The following is a 20,635-nucleotide window of genomic DNA, read 5'->3' as shown; positions in this document are numbered from 1 at the left end:
AGTTTTTTTGGAGGAACCATCGGGCAGCGAATCCCAGAAATGTAACATTATCATTTGCTAATAATAATGCTTTACTTTTGAAAAACTTTGTGATAAAATTAATTCCCTTTTAGAAGTTAACAGATTTGCATATTCATGAGGGGCGACTCGGGAGTGCTTGAGAGTCGCCCCTCATAGTCAGAAAGGAGTATCCCGGAAATGCTGATCATCGGCGAAAAATTAAGCATAATAGCCAAGCGGGTGAGAGAGGCAATGATGAAGAAGGACAAGGTACCTATCCAGGATATTGCAGTTTCTCAGTGGAAGGCTGGTGCCGGAATGATCGATGCGAATATCGGGCCTGCTGAAGACGGCGGAGAGGATTTGATGCAGTGGATGGTGACCACTATCCAGGAGGTTGTCTCCCTTCCGCTGTGTCTCGACACCACAAACTATGCTGCCGTAGATGCCGGGCTGAAAGTGCATAACAATACGTGGGGAAGACCTTTAATAAACTCTACCTCCAATGACCCCGAGAGGTTCCCGACGCTCGAGCTTGCGGCGAAATATAACGCACAGATAATAGGGCTTACCGTCGGGAAGGGAGGTCTGCCTGCAGATGCAGAAGAACGGGCAGGAATCGCCGCGGAGATTATGGCAAGAGCTGCGGAATACGGGGTTCCTCTCGAGGATTTGTACCTCGATCCGCTGGTCCTGCAGATAGCCACATCGCAGGATCATGCCCTGAAGGTCATACACTCGGTCAGAATGTTTCAGGAACTGAATGATCCGCCAATGAAAACAGTGGTTGGGCTGAGCAATATTTCGAACGGATGTCCGAAGAATATACGACCGGTGCTGAACAACCATTATCTATCCCTGTTGATGTATGAAGGACTTACGGCAGCTATCGCTGATCCGCATGAAGTTGCTCCAACCGTGAAGACTGTTGATGTCATAACGGGCAATACCCTGTATGCCCACTCGTATCTTGAAATGTAATACTCGCAAAGAGCAAGTGCAAACGGCATAGAGCCCGGTATTCGAGATACTCTTTGCTCTATGTGCTGTGCTCTCTACGAAAAGAGGAGGAGACATGGCTTTTGCACCATCGAAGGAAACATATGCAGGAAAGGTTTATTCCGTAACCATCGGCAGCAGCCCTCAGGAAATTGCTTTCGGGGGCGAGAGTGTCCTCCCGTTCCATAGCTTTGAAGGCCCAACCCCGCACAGACCGGTTATCGCCTATGAGATTCAGGATATACCCCCTTCTGACTGGCCGGAAGAAGTGCAAAAACCCTATAAGGATGTTTCGCACGATCCGGCTGTATGGGCAAAATTCTGTCAGGACACGTTAAAGGCAAGGGCGCTGGCTTTGAGGCTTTTGGGCACTCATCCTGACAGGGAGAACCGGTCGCCTGAAGATGCGGCAACAACAGTAAGAAATGTTCTTGACGCAGTCAGTATTCCGCTGTTCATACTCGGGAGCAACCATGCGGAAAAGGACGCCCCGGTTCTGATTGCTGCGGCAGAGGCTGCGAAGGACAGGAACTGTGTCATCGGAAAGGCCCAGGAGGCAAATTACAAGACGATTGCCGCCGCTGCGATGGCGAACAACCATAAACTGATTGCGATGTCTGAACTCGACATCAATCTTTCGAAGCAGCTCAACATACTGATAACTCAGATGGGTTTCGAGAAAGAGAGGATTATCACCGACCCGATGTGTTCCGCCCTTGGATACGGTCTTGAATACACCTATTCGGTGATGGAACGCATACGGCTTGCTGCGCTTACCCAGAATGATGCCACCATGCAGCAGCCCATCCTCGGCGATGTCGGCATGTATGTCTGGAAAGTAAAGGAAACGCAGGCAGATGAAGCAGACGTGCCTCAGTGGGGCGGACTGGAAGAAAGGGGAGTGGCCTGGGAAGCAATGACCGCCACCGCGCTCCTCATGTCCGGCGCAGAGCTTCTTATCATGAGACATCCGAAGGCTGTTGCGGCAGTGGAGAAGGTAATTGAGGAACTTGTGTAAATGAAAAACTGTCAATCCGAAAATCTAAATTCCCACCAATACCACCGTGCAGCAGCACAGTTGCGGCAAAGAGCGTTACCTGAATACGTGTAGGATTTAGATATTCGCATTGAGAATTTCGATAATTCTGGAGGGTTTAAATGGCATTGACTGGTGTTGAAATATTCAAGCTCCTACCAAAAACAAACTGCAAGAAATGCGGATTTCCGACCTGTCTTGCGTTCGCAATGAAGCTTGCCCAGCGGCAGGCTTCACTGGATTCGTGTCCCGATGTCTCTGAAGAGGCAAAACAGAAACTCGGTGAGGCATCTGCTCCGCCTGTAAGGCCGATTGTGCTGGGGGCAGGAGAACATGCGGTAAAGATGGGCGAAGAAACCGTGCTGTTCAGGCATGATAAAAGGTTTGTAAATCCCTGTGCATTTGCACTTGAGATAAAAGATACGCTCTCTGAGGCTGATATTTTGCTCAGGGTAAAAGAGGCGCTTGCCTCGGAGGTTGACAGGGTGGGGCAGACACTGAGGATCGATGCGGTAGCGCTGCTGAATGACTCGAATGATGCGGGGAAATTTGAAGCAGCCGCACAACTGATCGCAAAAGAAGCCCCTGAGATCCCGGTCATTCTCTGCACAGCAGACCCTCAGGCTGCTGAAGCAGGGGCAAAACTTTTTGCAGACAGAAAACCGGTTGTGTATGGTGTCACTGCAGAGAATGCTGAAGGGATGGTCCAGGTTGCAAAAACATACAAGGCGACGCTTGGGGTTTCTGCAAAATCGCTTGATGAACTCACCGGGCTCACCGAAAAGATCAAGTCACTCGGGGTCGAGGATATGGTCATAGATTCCGGTGCAAGGAAGGCCAAAGAAATTCTGGAACATAATACCCTGATCAGGCGGGCTGCCATAAAAAAGAACTACAAACCTCTCGGATACCCGGTAATCACCTTTGCGCAGAGGGAAGACAGCCTTGTTGAATCCTTAATAGCAGGTGTCGGTGTTGCAAAATATTCTTCCATAGTCGTGCTGAGCAGCATCGAGAAGTGGAAGAACCTTGCGCTGTTTACCCTCAGGCAGAACATCTATACCGATCCGCAGGTTCCGATGCAGGTCGAACAGAAGGTCTACAAGATCGGCGAACCTTCACAGGAATCGCCGCTGTTTATCACCACGAACTTTTCTCTTACATACTTCATCGTTTCCGGAGAGATAGAGAACAGCAGGGTTCCGGGATATCTCGCGGTAATGGACTGCGAAGGCCTCTCCGTGCTGACAGCCTGGGCAGCCGGGAAATTTACGGCATCCAAGATTGCGCAGTTCATCAAAGAGAGCGAAGTGGGGAATACCATAAAACACAGGGAACTTATTATTCCCGGATATGTTGCGATACTGAGCGGTGCGCTCGAAGACAAACTTGAGGGATGGAAGATTACGGTAGGCCCCCGTGAAGCGAACGGGATACCGGCATTCCTGAAAACACGCGCAGCGTAATGAGGGAACTTTTAACAGTGAACAGTGAACGGCAGGTCATAATTTGCATTTGTGGAAATACGAAGTGCGTATTCCGGACAGGAATTATTACTTTAATGAATAACAATTTGAGGAGGTCGGGATGTCCAAGTTAATAGCCTCAGCAGCAATACGAGGCGCACACGGACTTGTGAAGCAGGCCGAAGAGATGCTCGAGAAGGCTATTGCCGAGAAAGGCGAAAATCATGTGTTTGAATTCCCCGATACCGCATATTATCTCCCCATGATATATGCCATGAAAGGCTTTGCCGTAAAAAATCTGTCTGACATGCGGGTCGCACTCGGCATGGCGAGGGAATTGCTGCATGAAGAGCCCGAGGAGCACATATGGAGACCATATCTGGGTGAGGCGCTCGATTCCGGCATGGCGACACTCTTCGCCGAGGAGATACTCATGGCATTGCGCTATGTGAACGGACTGGAGCCGGCGGTTGACCCCGAGACAGGATATGTATATAACGGGTTTATCACTGACACGATACAGAGGAACCTCGGTATTCAGCTCGTTGACGGGACAATGCCCGGTTTTGCCGCGGTCATCGGCGCCGCTCCTGACGACGACACCGCGGTGAAGATTATCAGGGAACTTCAGGAGAAGAACATCCTCATCTTTCTTTCGGGGAACGTAAACGGCAACAGCGTGACGAAGCAGCTTCTGAGAAAGGGGGTCGAACTCGGCTGGGAAACGAGAATAGTCCCTGTCGGACCCGACACAGAACATACGATCTATCCCCTTGACTGGTCTGTAAGGGCCTCGCTTATCTTTGGCGGGAAAAAACCCGGGGATTTCAGGGGGCATCTTAAATATACAAAAGACAGGGTATTTGCCTTCGCCATGGTGCTGGGGGAACTGGATGACATTAAATGGACGAATGGCGCGGGAGCCATCAACATGGGATATCCGGCTGTGTGTGATACAGACGTGCCGGTGATCCACCCTACCGGTGTATGCATATATGAAGAAGTCGACAAGGAGTTTGACCACAGTAAAATCGTTCAGAAGGCGATCGAGGTCAGAGGGCTGAAGATTACCGTTGAGAAGCCGCCGATTCCTGTTGCATACGGTCCGGCATTTGAAGGCGAGAGGATACGGAAAGAGGATATGTTTATTGAGTTCGGCGGAGCCCGTACCCCTTCGTTCGAATGGGTGAGAACCAGGGATATGGAAGAAATAGAAGACGGGAAGGTTGTGGTTGTCGGAAACAACTGGCAGGAACGGTATGCGCAGGGCGGCAAGATGCCGCTCGGCATTGTCATAGATGTTGCCGGCAGAAAGATGCAGAAGGATTTTGAAGGTGTCATAGAACGCAAGATACACCATAATCTGAATGAAGCACAAGGCTTATGGCATATGGGACAGCGTGACATAAACTGGATACGGATAAACCATAATGCCAAGAAAGAGGGGTTCACGCTTGAGCATATCGGGATCATCAACACGACCATGACACATCACAGATTCAGGTCGATTGTGGACAAGGTTCAGGTGACCATCTATACCGAGGAAGAGGATGTCCTGAGACTGCAGGAAGAGGCAAGGCAATCTTACAGGGAACGTGATCAGAGGCTTGGCGGACTTGTCGATGAAGCGGTCGATACGTTTTATTCCTGTCTCCTCTGCCAGTCATTTGCACCCAGTCATGTGTGTGTCATCAGCCCCGAGAGGCTCGGACTGTGCGGCGCCTACAACTGGCTTGACTGCAAGGCAGCGTTCGAAATAGACCCTACGGGCGGAAACCAGCCTATCCCGAAGGGAGAACTACTCGACAACCGCTATGGACGCTTTACCGGTATCGATGAATATCTGAAGAAAGCGTCGGGAGGAGCGGTTGAGACGCTCAATCTTTATACCATCATGGAAAATCCGATGACCTCATGCGGCTGCTTTGAATGCATTGTTGCGATTATCCCGGAAGCGAACGGCGTCATGATAGTCAACCGCGGGCATACCGGCATGACTCCTGTGGGTATGAAGTTTTCCACATTGGCGGGAACGGTCGGCGGAGGTACCCAGAACCCCGGGTTTATGGGAGTCGGCAGAAACTTTATCGTCAGCAAGAAATTTCTTGCGGGTGACGGCGGCATCAAACGTATCGTCTGGATGACAAAGAACCTGAAGGAAAGCCTCAGGGAAGCTTTGGAGCAAAGGGCAGCCGAGGAAGGGGTCCCGGATCTGTTTGAAAAAATCGCTGATGAGACAATATGTGAAGATTCAGAGAAATTGCTCGAATTCCTTGCGGGTGCCGGACATCCGGCGCTTGAGATGGAACCGATACTGTAACAGAAATCGTAACGTGTCCGGTGTAAGGAACATGCAAAGTATTGCTTCACCAATTGCCGGATGCGATTTGCGATAAAGCCGGAGGATTTATGAAAAAGATCGTAAAGAGTGCGAATGAAGCGGCAGAAAAAATCATTGAATGGAGTGAAGCCCAGAAAATAGAGACATGTTTTGACCGGGCACAGCGGATGAAACCATGTCCTGTCGGGTCCGTCGGGGCGTGCTGCAGAATCTGCCATATGGGTCCGTGCAGGCTGATCGGCAAGAATGCAGAGGAAGAGGCGACCGGTGTGTGCGGCGCAACCCTGCCGACGGTTGCAGCGCGAAATTTTCTCAGGATGGCGGCAGCCGGCACCGCAGCGCATTCAGACCATGCACGTGACATGGCATTCACCCTTCTGGCGGTCGCAAACGGGGAAACCAGTGATTTCAGGATAACCGATGTAAAAAAGCTGTACCGGATAGCAGGGATCCTCACAATAGAATTTGAGGGACGTCCTGTCAGTGATGTTGCGAGGGATGTCGCCCTGCGACTTATCGATGACTTCAGCAGGCAGAAAGGTAGCCTGAATTATATCACAAGGGCTCCGCGCAAGACGCAGGAGCGGTGGCAGAAGTGGGGCATTGCCCCGCGGGGCGTTGACCGGGAAATTGCAGAAGCAATGCACAGGACAAACATCGGGGTAGACCATGATCCGGACAGCCTTCTCCTGAGCGCCCTGAAGGTGTCGCTTGCAGACGGCTGGGGAGGATCGATGATATCGACAGACATCACGGATATCCTCTTCGGTACGCCAAAACCGATAAAGGCGGAAGCGAGCTTCGGGATATTCAGAGAGGATGAAGTGAACCTCGTGGTTCACGGACATGAGCCTTCTCTTGCGGAGACCATCGTCGATGTCGTCAATGAACCGGAAATGGTTGAGTATGCGAAATCAAAAGGTGCGCAGGGGATCAACCTTGGAGGCATGTGCTGTACTGCCAATGAAGTCCTCATGCGGCATGGCATTCCCACGGCAGGGGGATTCACCAATCAGGAACTTGCGGTGCTTACCGGGCTTGTGGATGCGATAACCGTTGATGTGCAATGCATCATGCCCGCACTTGCAGAGCTGTCGAAAAAGTTTCATACCAAGGTCATCACGACGTCATACAAGGCAAAAATGCCCGGTGCGGTCCATATCGAATATGACGAACACCGGGCCAAAGACATCGCCAGGCAGATTGTCAGGCTGGCGATCGATAATTTTGTAAACAGGAAACGGGAGGGCAGCTACATTACGGACAAATTTCCTCTTGTAGCCGGCTTTTCGCATGAATATATAGAATACATGCAGGGCGGAAGCTGGAGGGCGTCATTCAGGCCCTTGAATGATGCGATCATGGCAGGCAGGATACGCGGTGTGGTAGGTCTTGCAGGATGTGATAATCCGCGTGTCCCTTCACAGGGACTTCACCGTTTTCTTGCCAATGAACTGATTAAAAGGGATGTGCTCATTGTGTCTACCGGATGCGGTTCGGCTGCATGCGGAACCGCGGGGTATCTGACGCCTGAGATGGCGCTTGAGAATGCGGGACCCGGACTGAGGGAGGTATGTGAGGCAATCGGCATACCCCCGATACTGCACCTCGGCGCGTGTGTCGATAATTCGAGGATATTGACGATAGTGTCCGCAATGGCTGAAGAGGGCGGCCTCTCTGACGAGATAGGCGGGATGCCTGCTGTTGGCATAGCACCTGAATGGATGTCTGAGAAGGCGGTTGCGATCGGTTGCTATTTTGCAGCCTCAGGCGTTCCGGTGATTTTCGGCGGAGAATCTCCTGTCGGCGCAAGCAGGGAAGTGACACGGATCATGACTGAAGTATGGCTTGAGAGGTTCAGGGGTGCCTTCCATTTCGAACAGGACCCTGAGAAGATACTGAGCCTTGCCCTTAACTATATTGACAGGGCGCGTGATGCCCTGAAACTCAGAAAATACGAACCGGGAAAATTCGGCGGCGAAAGAGTTCTCATGGATATGGCAGCACGGCGTGAGATTGAGCGGGCCGCAAAGCCGCATTTAGGAATTTATTAGTGCAGCCGTGTCTTTGGGGTTTGTCTGTGCGCACAGGTGTTCACCCAGGGCGGTCCGCTGAAGCGAAAAACATTGGGCTGCACAATTGGAGGGATAATGTTAGCTGAAGCACTTGATATTGACGAACAGATCGGCGAAGTCGGCCGGATACTTCATGCACAGGAGAAAAAGAAGGGCGTACTGATTCATGCCCTTCACCAGATTCAGGAAGATAACGGGTATCTCCCGGAAGACATACTGAGGAAACTTTCCCGGAACCTGAATATTGCCCTTTCAGAGATTTACAGTGTGGCAAGCTTCTACAAGATGTTTCACTTCACGCCAAGGGGAAGGAAGATCGTGAAGGTATGTCTTGGTACCGCCTGTTATGTGAGAGGGGCTGCGAAACTGCTCTCGACACTCGAGAAGGAATTTGCGGTCAAAAGCGGAAATACCACAGAGGATCTTGCGATGACGCTCGAGACCGTGGGATGTGTGGGATGCTGCGGACTTGCTCCTGTTGCCACGATTAATGAAGACGTGGTCGGGGAAATCATCGGAGAAAAGAAAACCGGGGCGTTTGTCAGTGCCATAAGGGAAGAGGCATGAGAAGTTTGGCCGAAGTCTGATCAGGAAGAGGATATCCGATGGAAAAACTGAAGGACATAGAAGCATTGAGGAATCTCAGGGAGCATCTGAAGAACGATGTCCTGAGACCAGGGAAAAATACGATAAAAGTCTGCTGCGGGCTCCCCTGCAGCACCCTGGGGTCTCACAAAGTGGCGCAGGCACTTGAGGAAGAGACTTCAAGGAGCGGCCTTCAGGTCGATATCATAAAGACAGGGTGCCAGGGGCTATGCCAGAAAGGGCCGCTGCTGCAGATCGAACCGCACGGTTTTCTCTATCAGAGGGCACACCCTGCACATGCACGGGAGATTATCTCGAATACCTGTGCTGCGGGGATCCCTGTGAGGGAACTGATACACAGGGATTCATTTCTGGAAGAACCTGAGCCATTGTTGCAGGAAGTTCCCTTTTACAAGAAGCAGATGAAAGTCGCTCTCAGAAATACGGGTAATATAGACCCGTTCAATATCCATCATTATATTGCTGCAGGAGGCTATACTGCTCTTGAAAAGATTCTTACCTCAATGACCGCAGATCAGGTGATTGAGGAAATGAGGAAGTCAAACCTCAGGGGACGTGGAGGGGCGGGCTTTCCTGCCGGAGTCAAATGGGCACACACAAAAAGGGCTCCGGGGACGATAAAGATGGTCATCGCGAATGGCGATGAGGGGGATCCCGGCGCGTTCATGGACAGGTCTATCATGGAGGGTGACCCCCACAGTCTCCTCGAGGGCATGCTTACATGCGCATATGCAATAGATGCGCATTTCGGGTTTATTTATGTCAGGCATGAATACCCGCTTGCCATCAAGACATTGAAAACGGCGATCAGGCAGGCAGAGGAAACCGGCCTGCTCGGCAAGAATATACTCGGCACAGGGTTTGATTTTACCGTCCATATCCGGGAAGGTGCAGGAGCCTTTGTATGCGGGGAGGCGACAGCACTCGTTGCATCCATTGAGGGCAACAGAGGGTTCCCGCATGCACGGCCTCCGCGCGTATCTGAACCGGGGGGGGGTCCGTGGGGATATCCTTCGAACCTCAATAATGTGGAAACCTACGCGTGTGTTCCTCCGATCATTGAAAGAGGGGCGGACTGGTTCCTTGGGATCGGGACGCAGGGATCTCCCGGAACGAAAGTCTTTTCCCTTGCCGGAAAAGTGAAAAACACCGGTCTGGTCGAAGTGCCGATGGGCATTACGCTGCGGGAAATCATCTATGATATCGGCGGTGGCATTATCGGGAACAGGAAAATCAAGGCGGTGCAAACCGGAGGGCCCTCCGGCGGATGTATCCCCGAGCAGTTCCTTGATCTCCCCGTGGATTTTGACTCTCTCTGGAAGGTGGGCTCGATCATGGGCTCAGGTGGCATGGTGGTCATGGATGAAGACAACTGCATGGTTGATGTCGCTAAATTCTTTCTCTCGTTCACCCAGGCTGAATCGTGCGGCAAATGCCCGCCATGCAGGATCGGCACGTACCGGATGCTTGAGATACTTGAAAGGATCACGTCCGGGCATGGTGAAGAGGGCGATATCGAAAGGCTTGAGCATCTCGGAAAGCTGGTCAAGATGGGTTCCCTCTGCGGTCTCGGGCAGAGCGCGCCGAATCCGGTGCTCACCACGATACAGTATTTCAGGGACGAATATGAGGAACATGTCAAAGATAAATACTGCAGGGCCAAGGTATGCAATCTCGGCATCTTCCTGGTCGATCATGATGAATGCATCCTCTGCGGGCTCTGCAAGCAGGCCTGTGCGTTCGGCGCGGTCAAGGAAACGAGGAGGAGCTTTTTCATAGACAGGGATTCGTGTACCAGGTGCAAGGCATGTTATTACGCGTGTCCTATAGATGCGGTAAAAATCGTGAAACAGAGGTTTGCGAGGCTCGAAGAAGAGCTGAAGATTCCTTCTGAAGAAATAGCGGTCATCGAAAGGAGGACCAGGATGAGACTGAGGGATATACTGGAGTCAAAGCCCTATGAGATCGTCATGATCAACAGGAACTGCTGCATCGCAGATGCAGTCAGGACGATGAGTGAAAAGAATGTCAGCGGCATATTTGTGGTTGACGAACAGGAAAGACTGGTGAGCATTTTTACTGAGCGAGATATCGTCCGCTGTGTCTTCAATAATACCCCCACAAGCGAGTCTCTGGAGAATCTCATCATGCGTGACATTACTGTATTTGATCCTTCGACAGAGGTGAGTTCGGCCATTTCGATTGCTTCGCGAAAGAAAATCAGGCATCTCCCGGTAGTGGAAGGAAACAAGATCGTGGGCATGATCACGTTCCGGGACCTGGTATCATATCTGCTTCCGGAAATCTGTTTCATGGCAGAAACCATGTACTGATGCAGGGAGTATGCTAAGAGAGAAAGAAGAAATACAAAAGATTTGAAATATATGCTGTATCTCACAGCGCAATATATGGAGGGATGATGGCTGACATGAGTTTACCTTCGGAAGAAGGGAAAAAACTCGAGGACATAAGAAAAGAGGCAGAGGAACGGTCCTGTCCTGTGCAAAGGGCGCTCTATTTCATCGGGGAATTTATCGACGGTCCAATGTGCAGCAGATGTTTCCCCTGTTCCTTCGGGACCGCAGAGGCGAAGATACGGCTGATCAGGCTCAGTGACCATCCGGAAAAAGCTTCCGCGGAAGACATTCAGGCTTTGAGAAGGATCAGCGTGAATATGACAGAAGCGTCCTTCTGCAAGAAGGGCAAGGATACCGGAAGATTCATTCTCGAAACACTCGATGCCTTCGAAGAAGACATCGGGAAGCACCTTTCCGGTGAATGCACTACAAGGGAATGTATCAGCCTTATTCAGTACTTCATAAAGCCTGAACTCTGCATCATGTGCGGAAAGTGCCTGGAGGCATGTGAATACGATGCCGTTATCGGTGAGAGGATAAAGCCGTATATGTCGGGATACCTTCCCTTCGAGATACGCCAGACAAAATGCACTCGGTGCGGTGAATGTATTAAGGTATGCCCGACAGGAGCGATAGAGATTATTGCTGTACCCCGTGAAGAAATCATGAATGTTACCAGATAAGAACAGGAGGGTTTCATGGAGAAACGTATGAAACTTCAGATAGATGGCAAGGAGATAGAAGCCCCGGCCGGGATGAACCTGATAGATGCCGCGGAGCTCGCTGGGGTGCATATTCCGAACCTCTGCTATATGAAAGGCATGAAAGGGGTAGGCGCCTGCAGGCTCTGCCTTATTGAGGTTGAGGGGCTGAAAGCACCGGTTATCGCCTGCAATACAAAGGTCAGGGATGGCATGGTGATTCATACTCAGACTGAACGGCTGAAGGAAGTGAGAAAGTTCGTCATCGATCTTATCCTCTCCATGCACCCACTCGACTGCATGACCTGCACAAAGGCCGGGGTGTGCAACCTGCAGCAATATGCCTATGATTTCGAACTTAAGGAGTCCTCATTTACGAGGAAAAAATCAGGATATCCGGTAGACGAAGCCAATCCCTTTATCAGGAGAGACCCCGAATACTGTATCCTCTGCGGACGCTGCGTGAGGGTATGCAGGGAGCAGGGGACGAATGTCCTGGAATTCATGGGCAGGGGAATTGAATCGACGGTTACCACCGCGGTTGACAAACCGCTTCAGGAATCGGGGTGTACCTTTTGCGGAAGCTGTGTTGACGCATGTCCGGTAAATGCCCTTCTTGAGTCGGACAGATGGCGCAGGGGAAGGGAATGGGAATATGCGCAGGTGAACTCTGTCTGCCTGTTATGCGGCAGCGGGTGTGACATCAGCCTGAGCCTGAAGGAGGGAACAATACAGAAGATAAATTCCGGAGCAGTATCAGGCTCAGCCGGGAAGTATCTCTGCGCCTATGGCAGATTCGGCTTTGATTGTATTGAGGCGGACTCGCGAGTCACGGTCCCCCTGAAACGGGTTAACGGCCAGCTGACAGAGACCACATGGGAAGATGCGCTGGCGCTTGTTGCAGACAGCCTCAGGAAGGCGGGGCACAACGCCGGATTTGTGAGCGTCGCGGGCATTACCAATGAGGACGCCCTGACTCTCAGAAAACTTGCAAAGAATGCCGTAAAGACGAAAAATGCCGATACTACAATGAGTCTTTATGCAGATGCCGGCGTATTCATACAATCTGATAACGCGAATATTGATGACGCAGACGTTATTCTTCTGATCGGAATGAATCCGTCGCAGTGGGACAGGACCTTGCCTGCACTCGATGCGGCAATAAGGCGAAGAGTGAGCAGGGGGGCAAAGCTGATCGTGGTGAACTCATCGGATACGTCAATAGCTGGTGCGGCAACAGTCACCCTTCAGGGAGACGAGGTCAGTATCCTGAAGGGGCTTGCGAGGGCACTCACCGAAAAGGGACTTAAATCTGAGAAAAGTCTGGTGTCGTCGGTCATGGACGCAATGGTTACGGAAGAGATTGAAAAGGCTGCAGCACTGTATGCCGAAGCAGGGAATCCGTTGCTTATATCCTCTCCAGCATTATTTGAATCGGCTGCCAATATTGCATTGTTCGGGGGAAAAGTCGTGGCGGCTGGTCTTGAAAGTAATGCGCGAGGGGTTGCTTTAATGGGACTGACAACCGAGGGAAAGACTGCGCGTGAAATGATGGCGGGCGGGGTGAAAGTCCTCTATGCGGTTGGGGAGATCCCTTTGGATAAAAGACCGGACGGTGTCGAATTTCTTGTTGTCCAGCACTCGCATCTTTCAGAGCTGGCGAAACATGCTGACGTGGTACTTCCCTCGGCAACCCCGTATGAAACTTCGGGTACGATCGTGGATTACCTCGGCAGGCTGAAGCATCTTCCCAAAGCACTGGAACCTCGGGGACAGTCAAAACGCCATGGGGATATCTTTATCGGTCTTGCGAAGGTTATGGGTTCTGCAATCAGGAAACCGACTCAGGCCGAGATCAAAAAGGCGGTTAAGGGGAAAGTGAAACATTCATTCCAGCCGTTTGCAAAAAAAGAAGGCATTGATGTTTTCCCTGCCGAGTTCATAGCGTCTCTCAATGCATCGGTGATCAACGGGTCAAGACTCCTCTGGCTGAAGGAGACCGGGCGGGGCGTAGCCGCAAATATTCTTTAATTATCCATCTGAGATGTTCTCCACACGATCTGAGTCTTTACTGAATAAGATTTCTGATGCGGAGGTCTTTGAGTATTGCGGTAATAAATGATGAAGTAATATTTTCCGGAGCCCGTTCAAGCAGGGTTTCTGATGATGCAGACCATATCAATTCATCTTTTTGTGCTGCAAAGATTTTCGTTTCAAATCGTACGTGGTACCCTGAGGAAATGATATTCTGACAACAAAGCGCATAATATCCGCCGTAGGAAACAAAAGGGGGATACGTCTCATGTAAATCAAGATCCCTGATATCGACAAGTCTTGCGATCAGCACAGAATCCATGCCCATCTCTTTGATTTTTGATGCTATTTCTTCCTTTTCGGGCATTGTCTCGTCAGGGAAAACAGAATAACTCGGAACTCCTTTTGTCACGTTTCCCTTCAACTGCAGGACCATTTCATCTTCAAACTGCTTTCGGAGCCGCTGCGGTTCAATGACCCCAACGATAAGGATATTGCTGATTGGACCTTCCTCGTATGCATGATTTATCCATACATCTGTCAGGGATGTAGTAGCGCAGGATACCGTGAGCATCAGACAACTTGCTGCAAACAATAACAATGGAAATTTTTTCATCATCCTTTAAATCTCATTTCTGCAGGTACGTATAATTATATCGCATTTCGACAGCTTCGGGTGATTGAGAAATTGATTTTAACAATACGCCAATTCAATCAACAAGTCACAATTATGTGCCCCCCCGAACAGGCAGTCGCACATATTTCTCTGCACGGTACCATGTGTCAAATTGATTTGGATATTGATAGTGCAGAAAAGCATTATATTCTTTTTTTGTCGACGGACTGCCGAAGATATCACATGTAAGGTATAATATTCAAGGAGTTGCATTCTCCATAAAGACAGTTACATCGATGACGAGGAGGTTGAGATGGCGGAATTGCCGACTTTGGACATGTCTGTTGTCACTACAATCAAAAAACTTATGGATAATATAAGAAACGATATTGATGCAGGCAATAGCATGGACGACATTGCGGACCTAGTGCATGACCATAGGTTAACCCAAAAAAAGGCCTACAAAAAGCTTTTACAATCTATCTGTGATCTGCTGCGAGAGAAAGGATACCCTTCAACAGCTGACTTTTTTGCAAAGCTGTGGCATCTTTAACCAGTACAATTCGTCTTATTAATGGATCAGGTTATGATTTTTATAATGTTTACTCTGAAACATCACATATAAGAATAAGCAGTATTTGTTAACTGATTTTGCCATAGCAGATAAAGGTATGAAAATGACCACTATCAGGTTTCTTCCTCAAAAAATAACAACATTATAGAATACGCAAAATGATATCGATTGATTATTAAGGACAAAAAATGGATATCGATAATGCCATTCAAGCGGCTCTCCAGCATTATCAGTCGGGAAACCTACCAGACGCAGAAATTATATTTTCAAAAGTCCTCAAAGAGCAACCAAGTAATAAAGAAGTATCATATTTTCTTGGAATCGTGTATGCAGAAATGGGAAAATATGATTTAGCAATCCCTTATTTAAGAGAGTCTCTTGCATTTAGCATTGATAATGCTTATGCATGTTTTATGCTGGGGGTGATTTATCAAAATAAAGGGCTATTGAATAACGCTGTGCAGTGCTTTCAAACAACTCTTGAGATTGATCCGGAATTTGCTGATGCATATGAAAAACTGGGAGAATGTTATCAAAACAATGATATCTTCGAAGATGCTATATCCTATTATAAAAAGGCATTGTTGCTTAAACCGCATTGTGCGACTTTGTATGATAATATCGGTGTCTGCTTGCACAAAACAGGACAATTAGATGAAGCTATGAAATATTATCAAAAAGCGTTGCATCTTGACCCAAGGCTATCACACGTATATAACAATCTCGGCAATGTTTTCGACGCACAAGGATTTTATGAAAAAGCAATTGACTGTTATCAGCAAGCATTGCAGTCGAATCAAAACAATGCGATTTCCTATATCAATTTGGGACTTGCATCGCAAAAAAGAGGGAAAAACAGTGAGGCTTTGGTCTTCTTCCACAAAGCAGTTGAACTTGACAAAAACAATGCAGAGGCACACAGTAATATGTCATTTTCTCTAATGGCATCAGGAGATTTAAAGCGTGGGTGGGAAGAATTTCAATGGCATTGGAAAACCCGGGAGGGGATTAATTTTCAGAAGAGCCTTCAAAAGCCGCGCTGGACTGGATTTGATATTTCAGGATGCACTGTTTTATTGCATGATGGAGCAGAGGGATCAATTGGGTTCGGAGATACTATTCAATTCATCCGTTATGTTTCTTCAATGGCCGAGCAGTGTGCAAAAGTAATTTTTGAGTGCAAAAAGGAATTGATACCCCTCTTGAGAAATGTTCAAGGGATATCAAAGATTATGGAATTCGGTGAAAAAGCATGTGCTTTTGATGTTCACTGTTTCATCCTAGACTTACCTTTTTTATTTCACTGCTCGCTCGATAATATTCCTTCAAAAATACCATATATTCATGTCGCTCCTCAATTAATAAAGGAATGGGGAGAGAAAATAATTTATTATCAACCGAGTTTTAAAATCGGATTAGTTTGGGGACAAGGTCATGTGGGTGAGTTTGGAAAATGTTGCAGTCTCGTTACCTATTCCCCACTAGGGTTTAGTAATCATATTACTTTTTTCAGTCTGCAAAAAGGAGATTCCGCAAAGCAGGCGAAGACTTCTCCCCAGGGAATGAATATTATAGACCTGACTGATGATATTCATGACTTCGCAGATACGGCAGCACTTATAGAAAATCTCGACCTGGTCATTTCCGTAGATACTTCAGTTGCGCACTTAGCGGGCGCACTTGGTAAACCGGTTTGGACATTATTGCCGTTTGCTTCATGCTGGAGATGGATGCTGGATCGTGAAGACAGTCCATGGTATCCCACTATGAGGTTATTTCGCCAGCCTTCACCAGGAGATTGGGAATCAGTGATAATCAAAGTGAGGGACGAACTGCGTAAATTGCTAAATGTATAACGAAAGTGGCCTTATAGGCTTAATAATCCGAGAAAAATGACAGACACTTTTTATTGGATAAGCAGATAGTCCGGTAACATTTAAACTATAACCCAAATCCAGTCATTGCGAGCCGAAGGCAAAGCAATCTCGTCTTATCATTTGAGATTGCTACGCACCTTTCAGGTGCTTGTAATGACCTGTTTACCACACGTTTGAGTATTTATCGTTGGATCTGTGGTTAAGATGTATTTTCAGAGAGGAAAAATATATACTATCAAAAGGCGGGAAAGGCACAACATACATGGTGATATTCTTGAGATCACACTGAATATGAACAAAATTATATATCTGTCTTCTTAAACAATGAATATCAATGAGTCAATTCATTTAGCATTTCAGCATTATCAAACCGGTGACTTTCAGCAGGCGAAAGATACCTGCATGGAAATCTTGAAAAAACACCCCGACAATGAAGCGATGTTATACCTGCTTGGAGTTATCTATGCGCAACATGAAGAATATGATCTGGCGATACAGAATCTCACAAGGGCGCTTCAATGCAATGCAAAAAATGCTGATGCATACCTTGCGTTAGGAGCGATATTTCAGAAAAGAGGACTGGTTGATGAAGCGGTAGAGTATTATCAAAAAGCTGTTGGGATCGATCCTGATATTGCCGAGGCATATGAAAATCTGGGAGATATCTTCCGGGACAAGCGACAGTTTGACGAAGCTATCACTCATTACAAAAAAGCTATTCAGTACATTCCGGATTCAGCCGAAATACATTGTTCCCTGGGGAACATTTTCAAGGAAAAGGGACAACTTGATCTGGCTATGTATTATTATCGAAAAGCTTTGAAGTATAACCCTGATTATGCTGAGATATACAATAATCTTGGTCTTATTCTGACATACCAACACCAGCTGGATGAGGCCATTACTCATTATCAAAAAGCGGTACAATTAAATCCCGATTATGCCGAAGCATTAACAAATCTCGGAGTTGCTTTCCACCAGAAAGGGAAGTTTGATGAGGCCATAAAATATTTGCAGATGGCGTTACAAAGCAAAGGGAATATTTTCAAAGCGCATTATTATCTGGGAGATGCATTGTTTAAGAAAGGAAGATACCATGAAGCATCAGTCTCCTATCAAAAAGCCATAGAGCTTGAAAGCGAAAATCCCAGGGCACATTTCAATTGGGCATTTTGCCTTTTTTCTCTTGGTGATTTAAACCGTGGCTGGAAGGAGTTCCAATGGCATTGGAAATTTGGAAATAATAGCGACTATTTAAAGAATTGTCCTAAGCCGCTCTGGACAGGGTTTGATATATCCGAACGTGTTATTCTGGTGCGCGACGTGCCAAAACCTTCCTCAGGATTTGGAGATACTATTCAATTTATCCGTTACGCGCCTTTAGTTGCGCGGCGCTGTGCAAAGGTAATTTTTCAGACCCACAAAGAATTAGTGTCTTTATTACAAGCTGTTGAAGGCATCTCTCAGATTGTAGAATTCGGCCAAGAACCCTCTGATTTTGATGTTCATTGTTTTCTCTTGGATCTTCCTTTTGTGTTTGATGTTTCGCTCGATAATATTCCTTTAAAAATACCATATATTCCTGTCAATCCCCAATTAATTGAGGAATGGGAAAAGAAAATACAGCATCATAAAGACAAATTCAAAGTGGGATTAGTCTGGGCTGCAGGTGGTGGGGATAGATCTTGTGATTTCGAGACATTTTCACTGCTGGGGAAAAATAGCAGTAATGCTATCTTTTTTAGTTTGCAGAAGGGAAGAGTTGCAGAACAGGCAAAGAACTTCCCAGAGGGGATGCAATTTATTGATCTCACTGAAGAAATTCATGACTTCACGGATACCGCAGCGTTAATTCAAAATCTCGACCTGGTTATTTCCGTAGATACCTCAGTGGCACACTTGGCGGGAGCTCTCGGAAAACCGGTTTGGACATTGTTACCTTTTGTTTCACCTTGGCGCTGGATGCTAGATCGTGAAGACAGTCCATGGTACCCCAGCATGAGGTTATTTCGCCAGCCTTCAGATGGAGACTGGGAATCAGTGATAGTCAGTGTGAGAGGTGAGCTGTTACAATTATTAGGAAGAAAATGAATAATTCTTACCGATATCTGCAATTTTATTATGAGAGCTCCCTGACTTGGAATCCATAACCGGTTTTAGAAAAAATAGAGTTCAGAGCTGTAATAATGGGAACAGCACAGTCTCTTATGAAAAATAATAATTTCAGCATTGCAATAGTAATGGATGACTTAGAGATGAGTACACCTCACTCCGTTTGGAACAGGCTTTGCAATCTTGTCTTCTCTTGTGAGATTACCACGTCCCGAATGCTTTCGGGCCTCGCGATGACCTGTTTACCAAACGTTTGGGGTATTTATCACTGGATCTGGGGTAAACACTAATGCGTACTCCAATATCCAGTAAAAAGGGACAAGAACTAATACAATTGTATGAACAAATGGTTCAGGAAGGTTATGAACGCACTGATAAGACAAAAGTGGATAACGCCTTTAGCGATTTTGAGCTCCGGGCCTATAGGGTGCATTTACGGCCGATCTTTCATGAGCATGGTATTTCCACAGTGCTGGATTATGGATGTGGAGGTTCCGACTGGCGATGTTATGGTTTTGACGACGCGACCGGTCATTCAGCCATAGAGTATTTCAAATTAGAGAATGCATATAGATACGAACCAGCGAGAAATCTGGATGAAAGACAACCTGTTGATTGTGTCGTTTCATTTGATGTGCTTGAACACATATTCATTTCAGATGTGCCCTCCGTTCTTCGGGATATGTTCTCTTACGCGACTAAGCTTATTATTATTAATGTCGCATGTTATCCAGCGGCAGCCAAACTGCCTAATGGAGAAAACGCACATATCACGGTCCGTCATCCTCTCTGGTGGAAAGGTATGGTTGACAGCATCGCGACTGAATATCCAAAGGTAATTATTTATTTAATATGCTCAACCGGATGGAGAAATAGCAATGCATTTCCGCCATGGAGCGGCAAAAGGTGGTTAGAAAGCAATTCGTTCGTGATAAATGAATAAAACTATTGATGCACAACAGAGTGCCATAAAAGAGATCAGTTGTCAAATTTTGTTGATAAATTCAGCAGTTCAAATTTTATATTAGTCATGGCCGATTCCCAGTCGCCCGGTGCAGGTTGACGGAATAACCTCATGCTGGGGTACCATGGACTGTCTTCACGATCTAGCATCCAGCGCCAATCTGAAGAATAACTCAGCAACGTCCAAACAGGCGTCCCTAAAGCGCCTGCCATATGGACGGTTGCATTATCAATTGAAATGACTAAGTCAAGTGCAGCAATTTGCGCAGCAAAATTGTCCAGGTCCTTGAGCGGGTCTGAGTCTTCCCAGTCATATATGGTTCGATCAAATTGATCATGTATCATAAATATTTCATCAGTACAATCTCCATATTGGAGGTTAATAAATTTTATTCGGGGGACTGAAAATAAGTTTCTCCAATGTCCAATTTCGACAGAACGCTTGCGGTTACTTCCTCCTCGCCAGGAAATGCCTATCTTTAGTCCTTCTCCCAAATGTAGATATCTTTTTTCCCACATTTGCACCATTTTAGTGTCAGGAATAAGATATGCTTTTCGTTGAGGGAAATAGTTTATTGTAGGGCGCAGATATTTGGGTAGAGTGCCAACAGCAATTCTAAAATCTATATTGTTGATATTCGAAGGATATTTGTTGACACGTTCTATTAGTTTTGCTCTAGGGAGCCGGCACTGTCAAGTCTTTTCTGTAAATTCTCATCAGGGCATTATTCTCAAGGGTTTTCATGAATACGATTGTCCTAACGACCAGTTTATGATACCAAGGAATTAGGGAAATAGGGTGACACTCCAAATTGGGTTAGACGAAAGGAGTGTCATCGATGGAACAAGTAGAGAGTATTCAAAAGAGTGGTACAAAG

The 20,635-nt window shown here is 47.5% G+C and carries 15 protein-coding genes; 13 read left to right on the top strand and 2 right to left on the bottom strand.

All coding sequences use genetic code 11. From position 1 onward, the window contains the following. Positions 1 to 198 precede the first annotated feature (198 nt). From AB1552_11850 to AB1552_11810, 9 genes are all read left to right on the top strand, one after another. Positions 199 to 981 (top strand): dihydropteroate synthase, encoded by a 783-nt coding sequence (locus tag AB1552_11850; protein ID MEW6054460.1) that lies wholly within the window; start codon positions 199 to 201, stop codon positions 979 to 981. A 94-nt stretch (positions 982 to 1,075) separates the two neighbouring features. Then, complete coding sequence (locus tag AB1552_11845; GenBank protein MEW6054459.1) at positions 1,076 to 2,017, top strand: acetyl-CoA decarbonylase/synthase complex subunit delta; 942 nt, start codon at positions 1,076 to 1,078, stop codon at positions 2,015 to 2,017. Between the two features lie 140 nt (positions 2,018 to 2,157). Beyond that, positions 2,158 to 3,501, top strand: coding sequence for an acetyl-CoA decarbonylase/synthase complex subunit gamma (gene acsC / locus AB1552_11840; GenBank protein ID MEW6054458.1), 1,344 nt, complete (start codon positions 2,158 to 2,160; stop codon positions 3,499 to 3,501). A gap of 121 nt (positions 3,502 to 3,622) precedes the next feature. Beyond that, positions 3,623 to 5,821 carry an acetyl-CoA decarbonylase/synthase complex subunit alpha/beta gene (gene acsB, locus AB1552_11835; GenBank protein MEW6054457.1) on the top strand — a complete coding sequence of 733 codons (2,199 nt, stop codon included), beginning with the start codon at positions 3,623 to 3,625 and terminating at the stop codon, positions 5,819 to 5,821. An 89-nt stretch (positions 5,822 to 5,910) separates the two neighbouring features. After that, positions 5,911 to 7,896 (top strand): anaerobic carbon-monoxide dehydrogenase catalytic subunit, encoded by a 1,986-nt coding sequence (gene cooS, locus AB1552_11830; protein MEW6054456.1) that lies wholly within the window; start codon positions 5,911 to 5,913, stop codon positions 7,894 to 7,896. Between the two features lie 96 nt (positions 7,897 to 7,992). Beyond that, positions 7,993 to 8,484, top strand: coding sequence for an NAD(P)H-dependent oxidoreductase subunit E (locus tag AB1552_11825; protein MEW6054455.1), 492 nt, complete (start codon positions 7,993 to 7,995; stop codon positions 8,482 to 8,484). 38 nt (positions 8,485 to 8,522) lie between these two features. Continuing rightward, on the top strand, positions 8,523 to 10,856 hold the full coding sequence (locus tag AB1552_11820) for an NADH-ubiquinone oxidoreductase-F iron-sulfur binding region domain-containing protein (protein MEW6054454.1): 2,334 nt from the start codon (positions 8,523 to 8,525) through the stop codon (positions 10,854 to 10,856). Between the two features lie 95 nt (positions 10,857 to 10,951). After that, positions 10,952 to 11,563 carry a 4Fe-4S binding protein gene (locus AB1552_11815; protein MEW6054453.1) on the top strand — a complete coding sequence of 204 codons (612 nt, stop codon included), beginning with the start codon at positions 10,952 to 10,954 and terminating at the stop codon, positions 11,561 to 11,563. Positions 11,564 to 11,578: 15 nt separating this feature from the next. Further along, complete coding sequence (locus AB1552_11810; GenBank protein ID MEW6054452.1) at positions 11,579 to 13,612, top strand: molybdopterin-dependent oxidoreductase; 2,034 nt, start codon at positions 11,579 to 11,581, stop codon at positions 13,610 to 13,612. Between the two features lie 37 nt (positions 13,613 to 13,649). Here AB1552_11810 and AB1552_11805 read toward each other — a convergent pair whose 3' ends face one another. Beyond that, positions 13,650 to 14,234 (bottom strand): hypothetical protein, encoded by a 585-nt coding sequence (locus tag AB1552_11805; GenBank protein MEW6054451.1) that lies wholly within the window; start codon positions 14,232 to 14,234, stop codon positions 13,650 to 13,652. 310 nt (positions 14,235 to 14,544) lie between these two features. On the opposite strand from AB1552_11805, the gene AB1552_11800 reads away from it, so the two are divergent. The 4 genes from AB1552_11800 (at position 14,545) to AB1552_11785 (ending at position 19,737) form a co-directional block, all read left to right on the top strand. Continuing rightward, entirely contained in the window at positions 14,545 to 14,784 is a 240-nt protein-coding gene (locus tag AB1552_11800; protein ID MEW6054450.1) for a hypothetical protein, read from the top strand. 209 nt (positions 14,785 to 14,993) lie between these two features. Then, positions 14,994 to 16,661, top strand: coding sequence for a tetratricopeptide repeat protein (locus AB1552_11795; GenBank protein MEW6054449.1), 1,668 nt, complete (start codon positions 14,994 to 14,996; stop codon positions 16,659 to 16,661). A 345-nt stretch (positions 16,662 to 17,006) separates the two neighbouring features. Then, positions 17,007 to 18,773: a tetratricopeptide repeat protein gene (locus tag AB1552_11790; GenBank protein MEW6054448.1), complete on the top strand. Its 1,767-nt coding sequence runs from the start codon at positions 17,007 to 17,009 to the stop codon at positions 18,771 to 18,773. 310 nt (positions 18,774 to 19,083) lie between these two features. Next, positions 19,084 to 19,737, top strand: a complete 654-nt coding sequence (locus AB1552_11785) for a hypothetical protein (protein MEW6054447.1) — start codon at positions 19,084 to 19,086, stop codon at positions 19,735 to 19,737. Between the two features lie 35 nt (positions 19,738 to 19,772). On the opposite strand, the gene AB1552_11780 is transcribed toward AB1552_11785, so the two are convergent. Continuing rightward, on the bottom strand, positions 19,773 to 20,276 hold the full coding sequence (locus AB1552_11780) for a glycosyltransferase family 9 protein (protein ID MEW6054446.1): 504 nt from the start codon (positions 20,274 to 20,276) through the stop codon (positions 19,773 to 19,775). Between the last annotated feature and the right edge of the window lie 359 nt (positions 20,277 to 20,635).

The organism is Nitrospirota bacterium, assembly GCA_040754395.1.
In the GTDB taxonomy this organism is placed as follows: Bacteria; Nitrospirota; Thermodesulfovibrionia; order Thermodesulfovibrionales; family SM23-35; genus JBFMCL01.
Note: the sequence above shows the minus strand (reverse complement) of the source record. Positions and strands in the feature narration are given on the sequence as shown.

Excerpts from the sequence above, each read along its gene's own strand:
- AB1552_11850 (MEW6054460.1), top strand. The coding sequence starts at position 199 with ATGCTGATCATCGGCGAAAAATTAAGCATAATAGCCAAGCGGGTGAGA.
- AB1552_11845 (MEW6054459.1), top strand. The coding sequence starts at position 1,076 with ATGGCTTTTGCACCATCGAAGGAAACATATGCAGGAAAGGTTTATTCC.
- acsC (MEW6054458.1), top strand. The coding sequence starts at position 2,158 with ATGGCATTGACTGGTGTTGAAATATTCAAGCTCCTACCAAAAACAAAC.
- acsB (MEW6054457.1), top strand. The coding sequence starts at position 3,623 with ATGTCCAAGTTAATAGCCTCAGCAGCAATACGAGGCGCACACGGACTT.
- cooS (MEW6054456.1), top strand. The coding sequence starts at position 5,911 with ATGAAAAAGATCGTAAAGAGTGCGAATGAAGCGGCAGAAAAAATCATT.
- AB1552_11825 (MEW6054455.1), top strand. The coding sequence starts at position 7,993 with ATGTTAGCTGAAGCACTTGATATTGACGAACAGATCGGCGAAGTCGGC.
- AB1552_11820 (MEW6054454.1), top strand. The coding sequence starts at position 8,523 with ATGGAAAAACTGAAGGACATAGAAGCATTGAGGAATCTCAGGGAGCAT.
- AB1552_11815 (MEW6054453.1), top strand. The coding sequence starts at position 10,952 with ATGAGTTTACCTTCGGAAGAAGGGAAAAAACTCGAGGACATAAGAAAA.
- AB1552_11810 (MEW6054452.1), top strand. The coding sequence starts at position 11,579 with ATGGAGAAACGTATGAAACTTCAGATAGATGGCAAGGAGATAGAAGCC.
- AB1552_11805 (MEW6054451.1), bottom strand. The coding sequence starts at position 14,234 with ATGATGAAAAAATTTCCATTGTTATTGTTTGCAGCAAGTTGTCTGATG.
- AB1552_11800 (MEW6054450.1), top strand. The coding sequence starts at position 14,545 with ATGGCGGAATTGCCGACTTTGGACATGTCTGTTGTCACTACAATCAAA.
- AB1552_11795 (MEW6054449.1), top strand. The coding sequence starts at position 14,994 with ATGGATATCGATAATGCCATTCAAGCGGCTCTCCAGCATTATCAGTCG.
- AB1552_11790 (MEW6054448.1), top strand. The coding sequence starts at position 17,007 with ATGAATATCAATGAGTCAATTCATTTAGCATTTCAGCATTATCAAACC.
- AB1552_11785 (MEW6054447.1), top strand. The coding sequence starts at position 19,084 with ATGCGTACTCCAATATCCAGTAAAAAGGGACAAGAACTAATACAATTG.
- AB1552_11780 (MEW6054446.1), bottom strand. The coding sequence starts at position 20,276 with ATGTGGGAAAAAAGATATCTACATTTGGGAGAAGGACTAAAGATAGGC.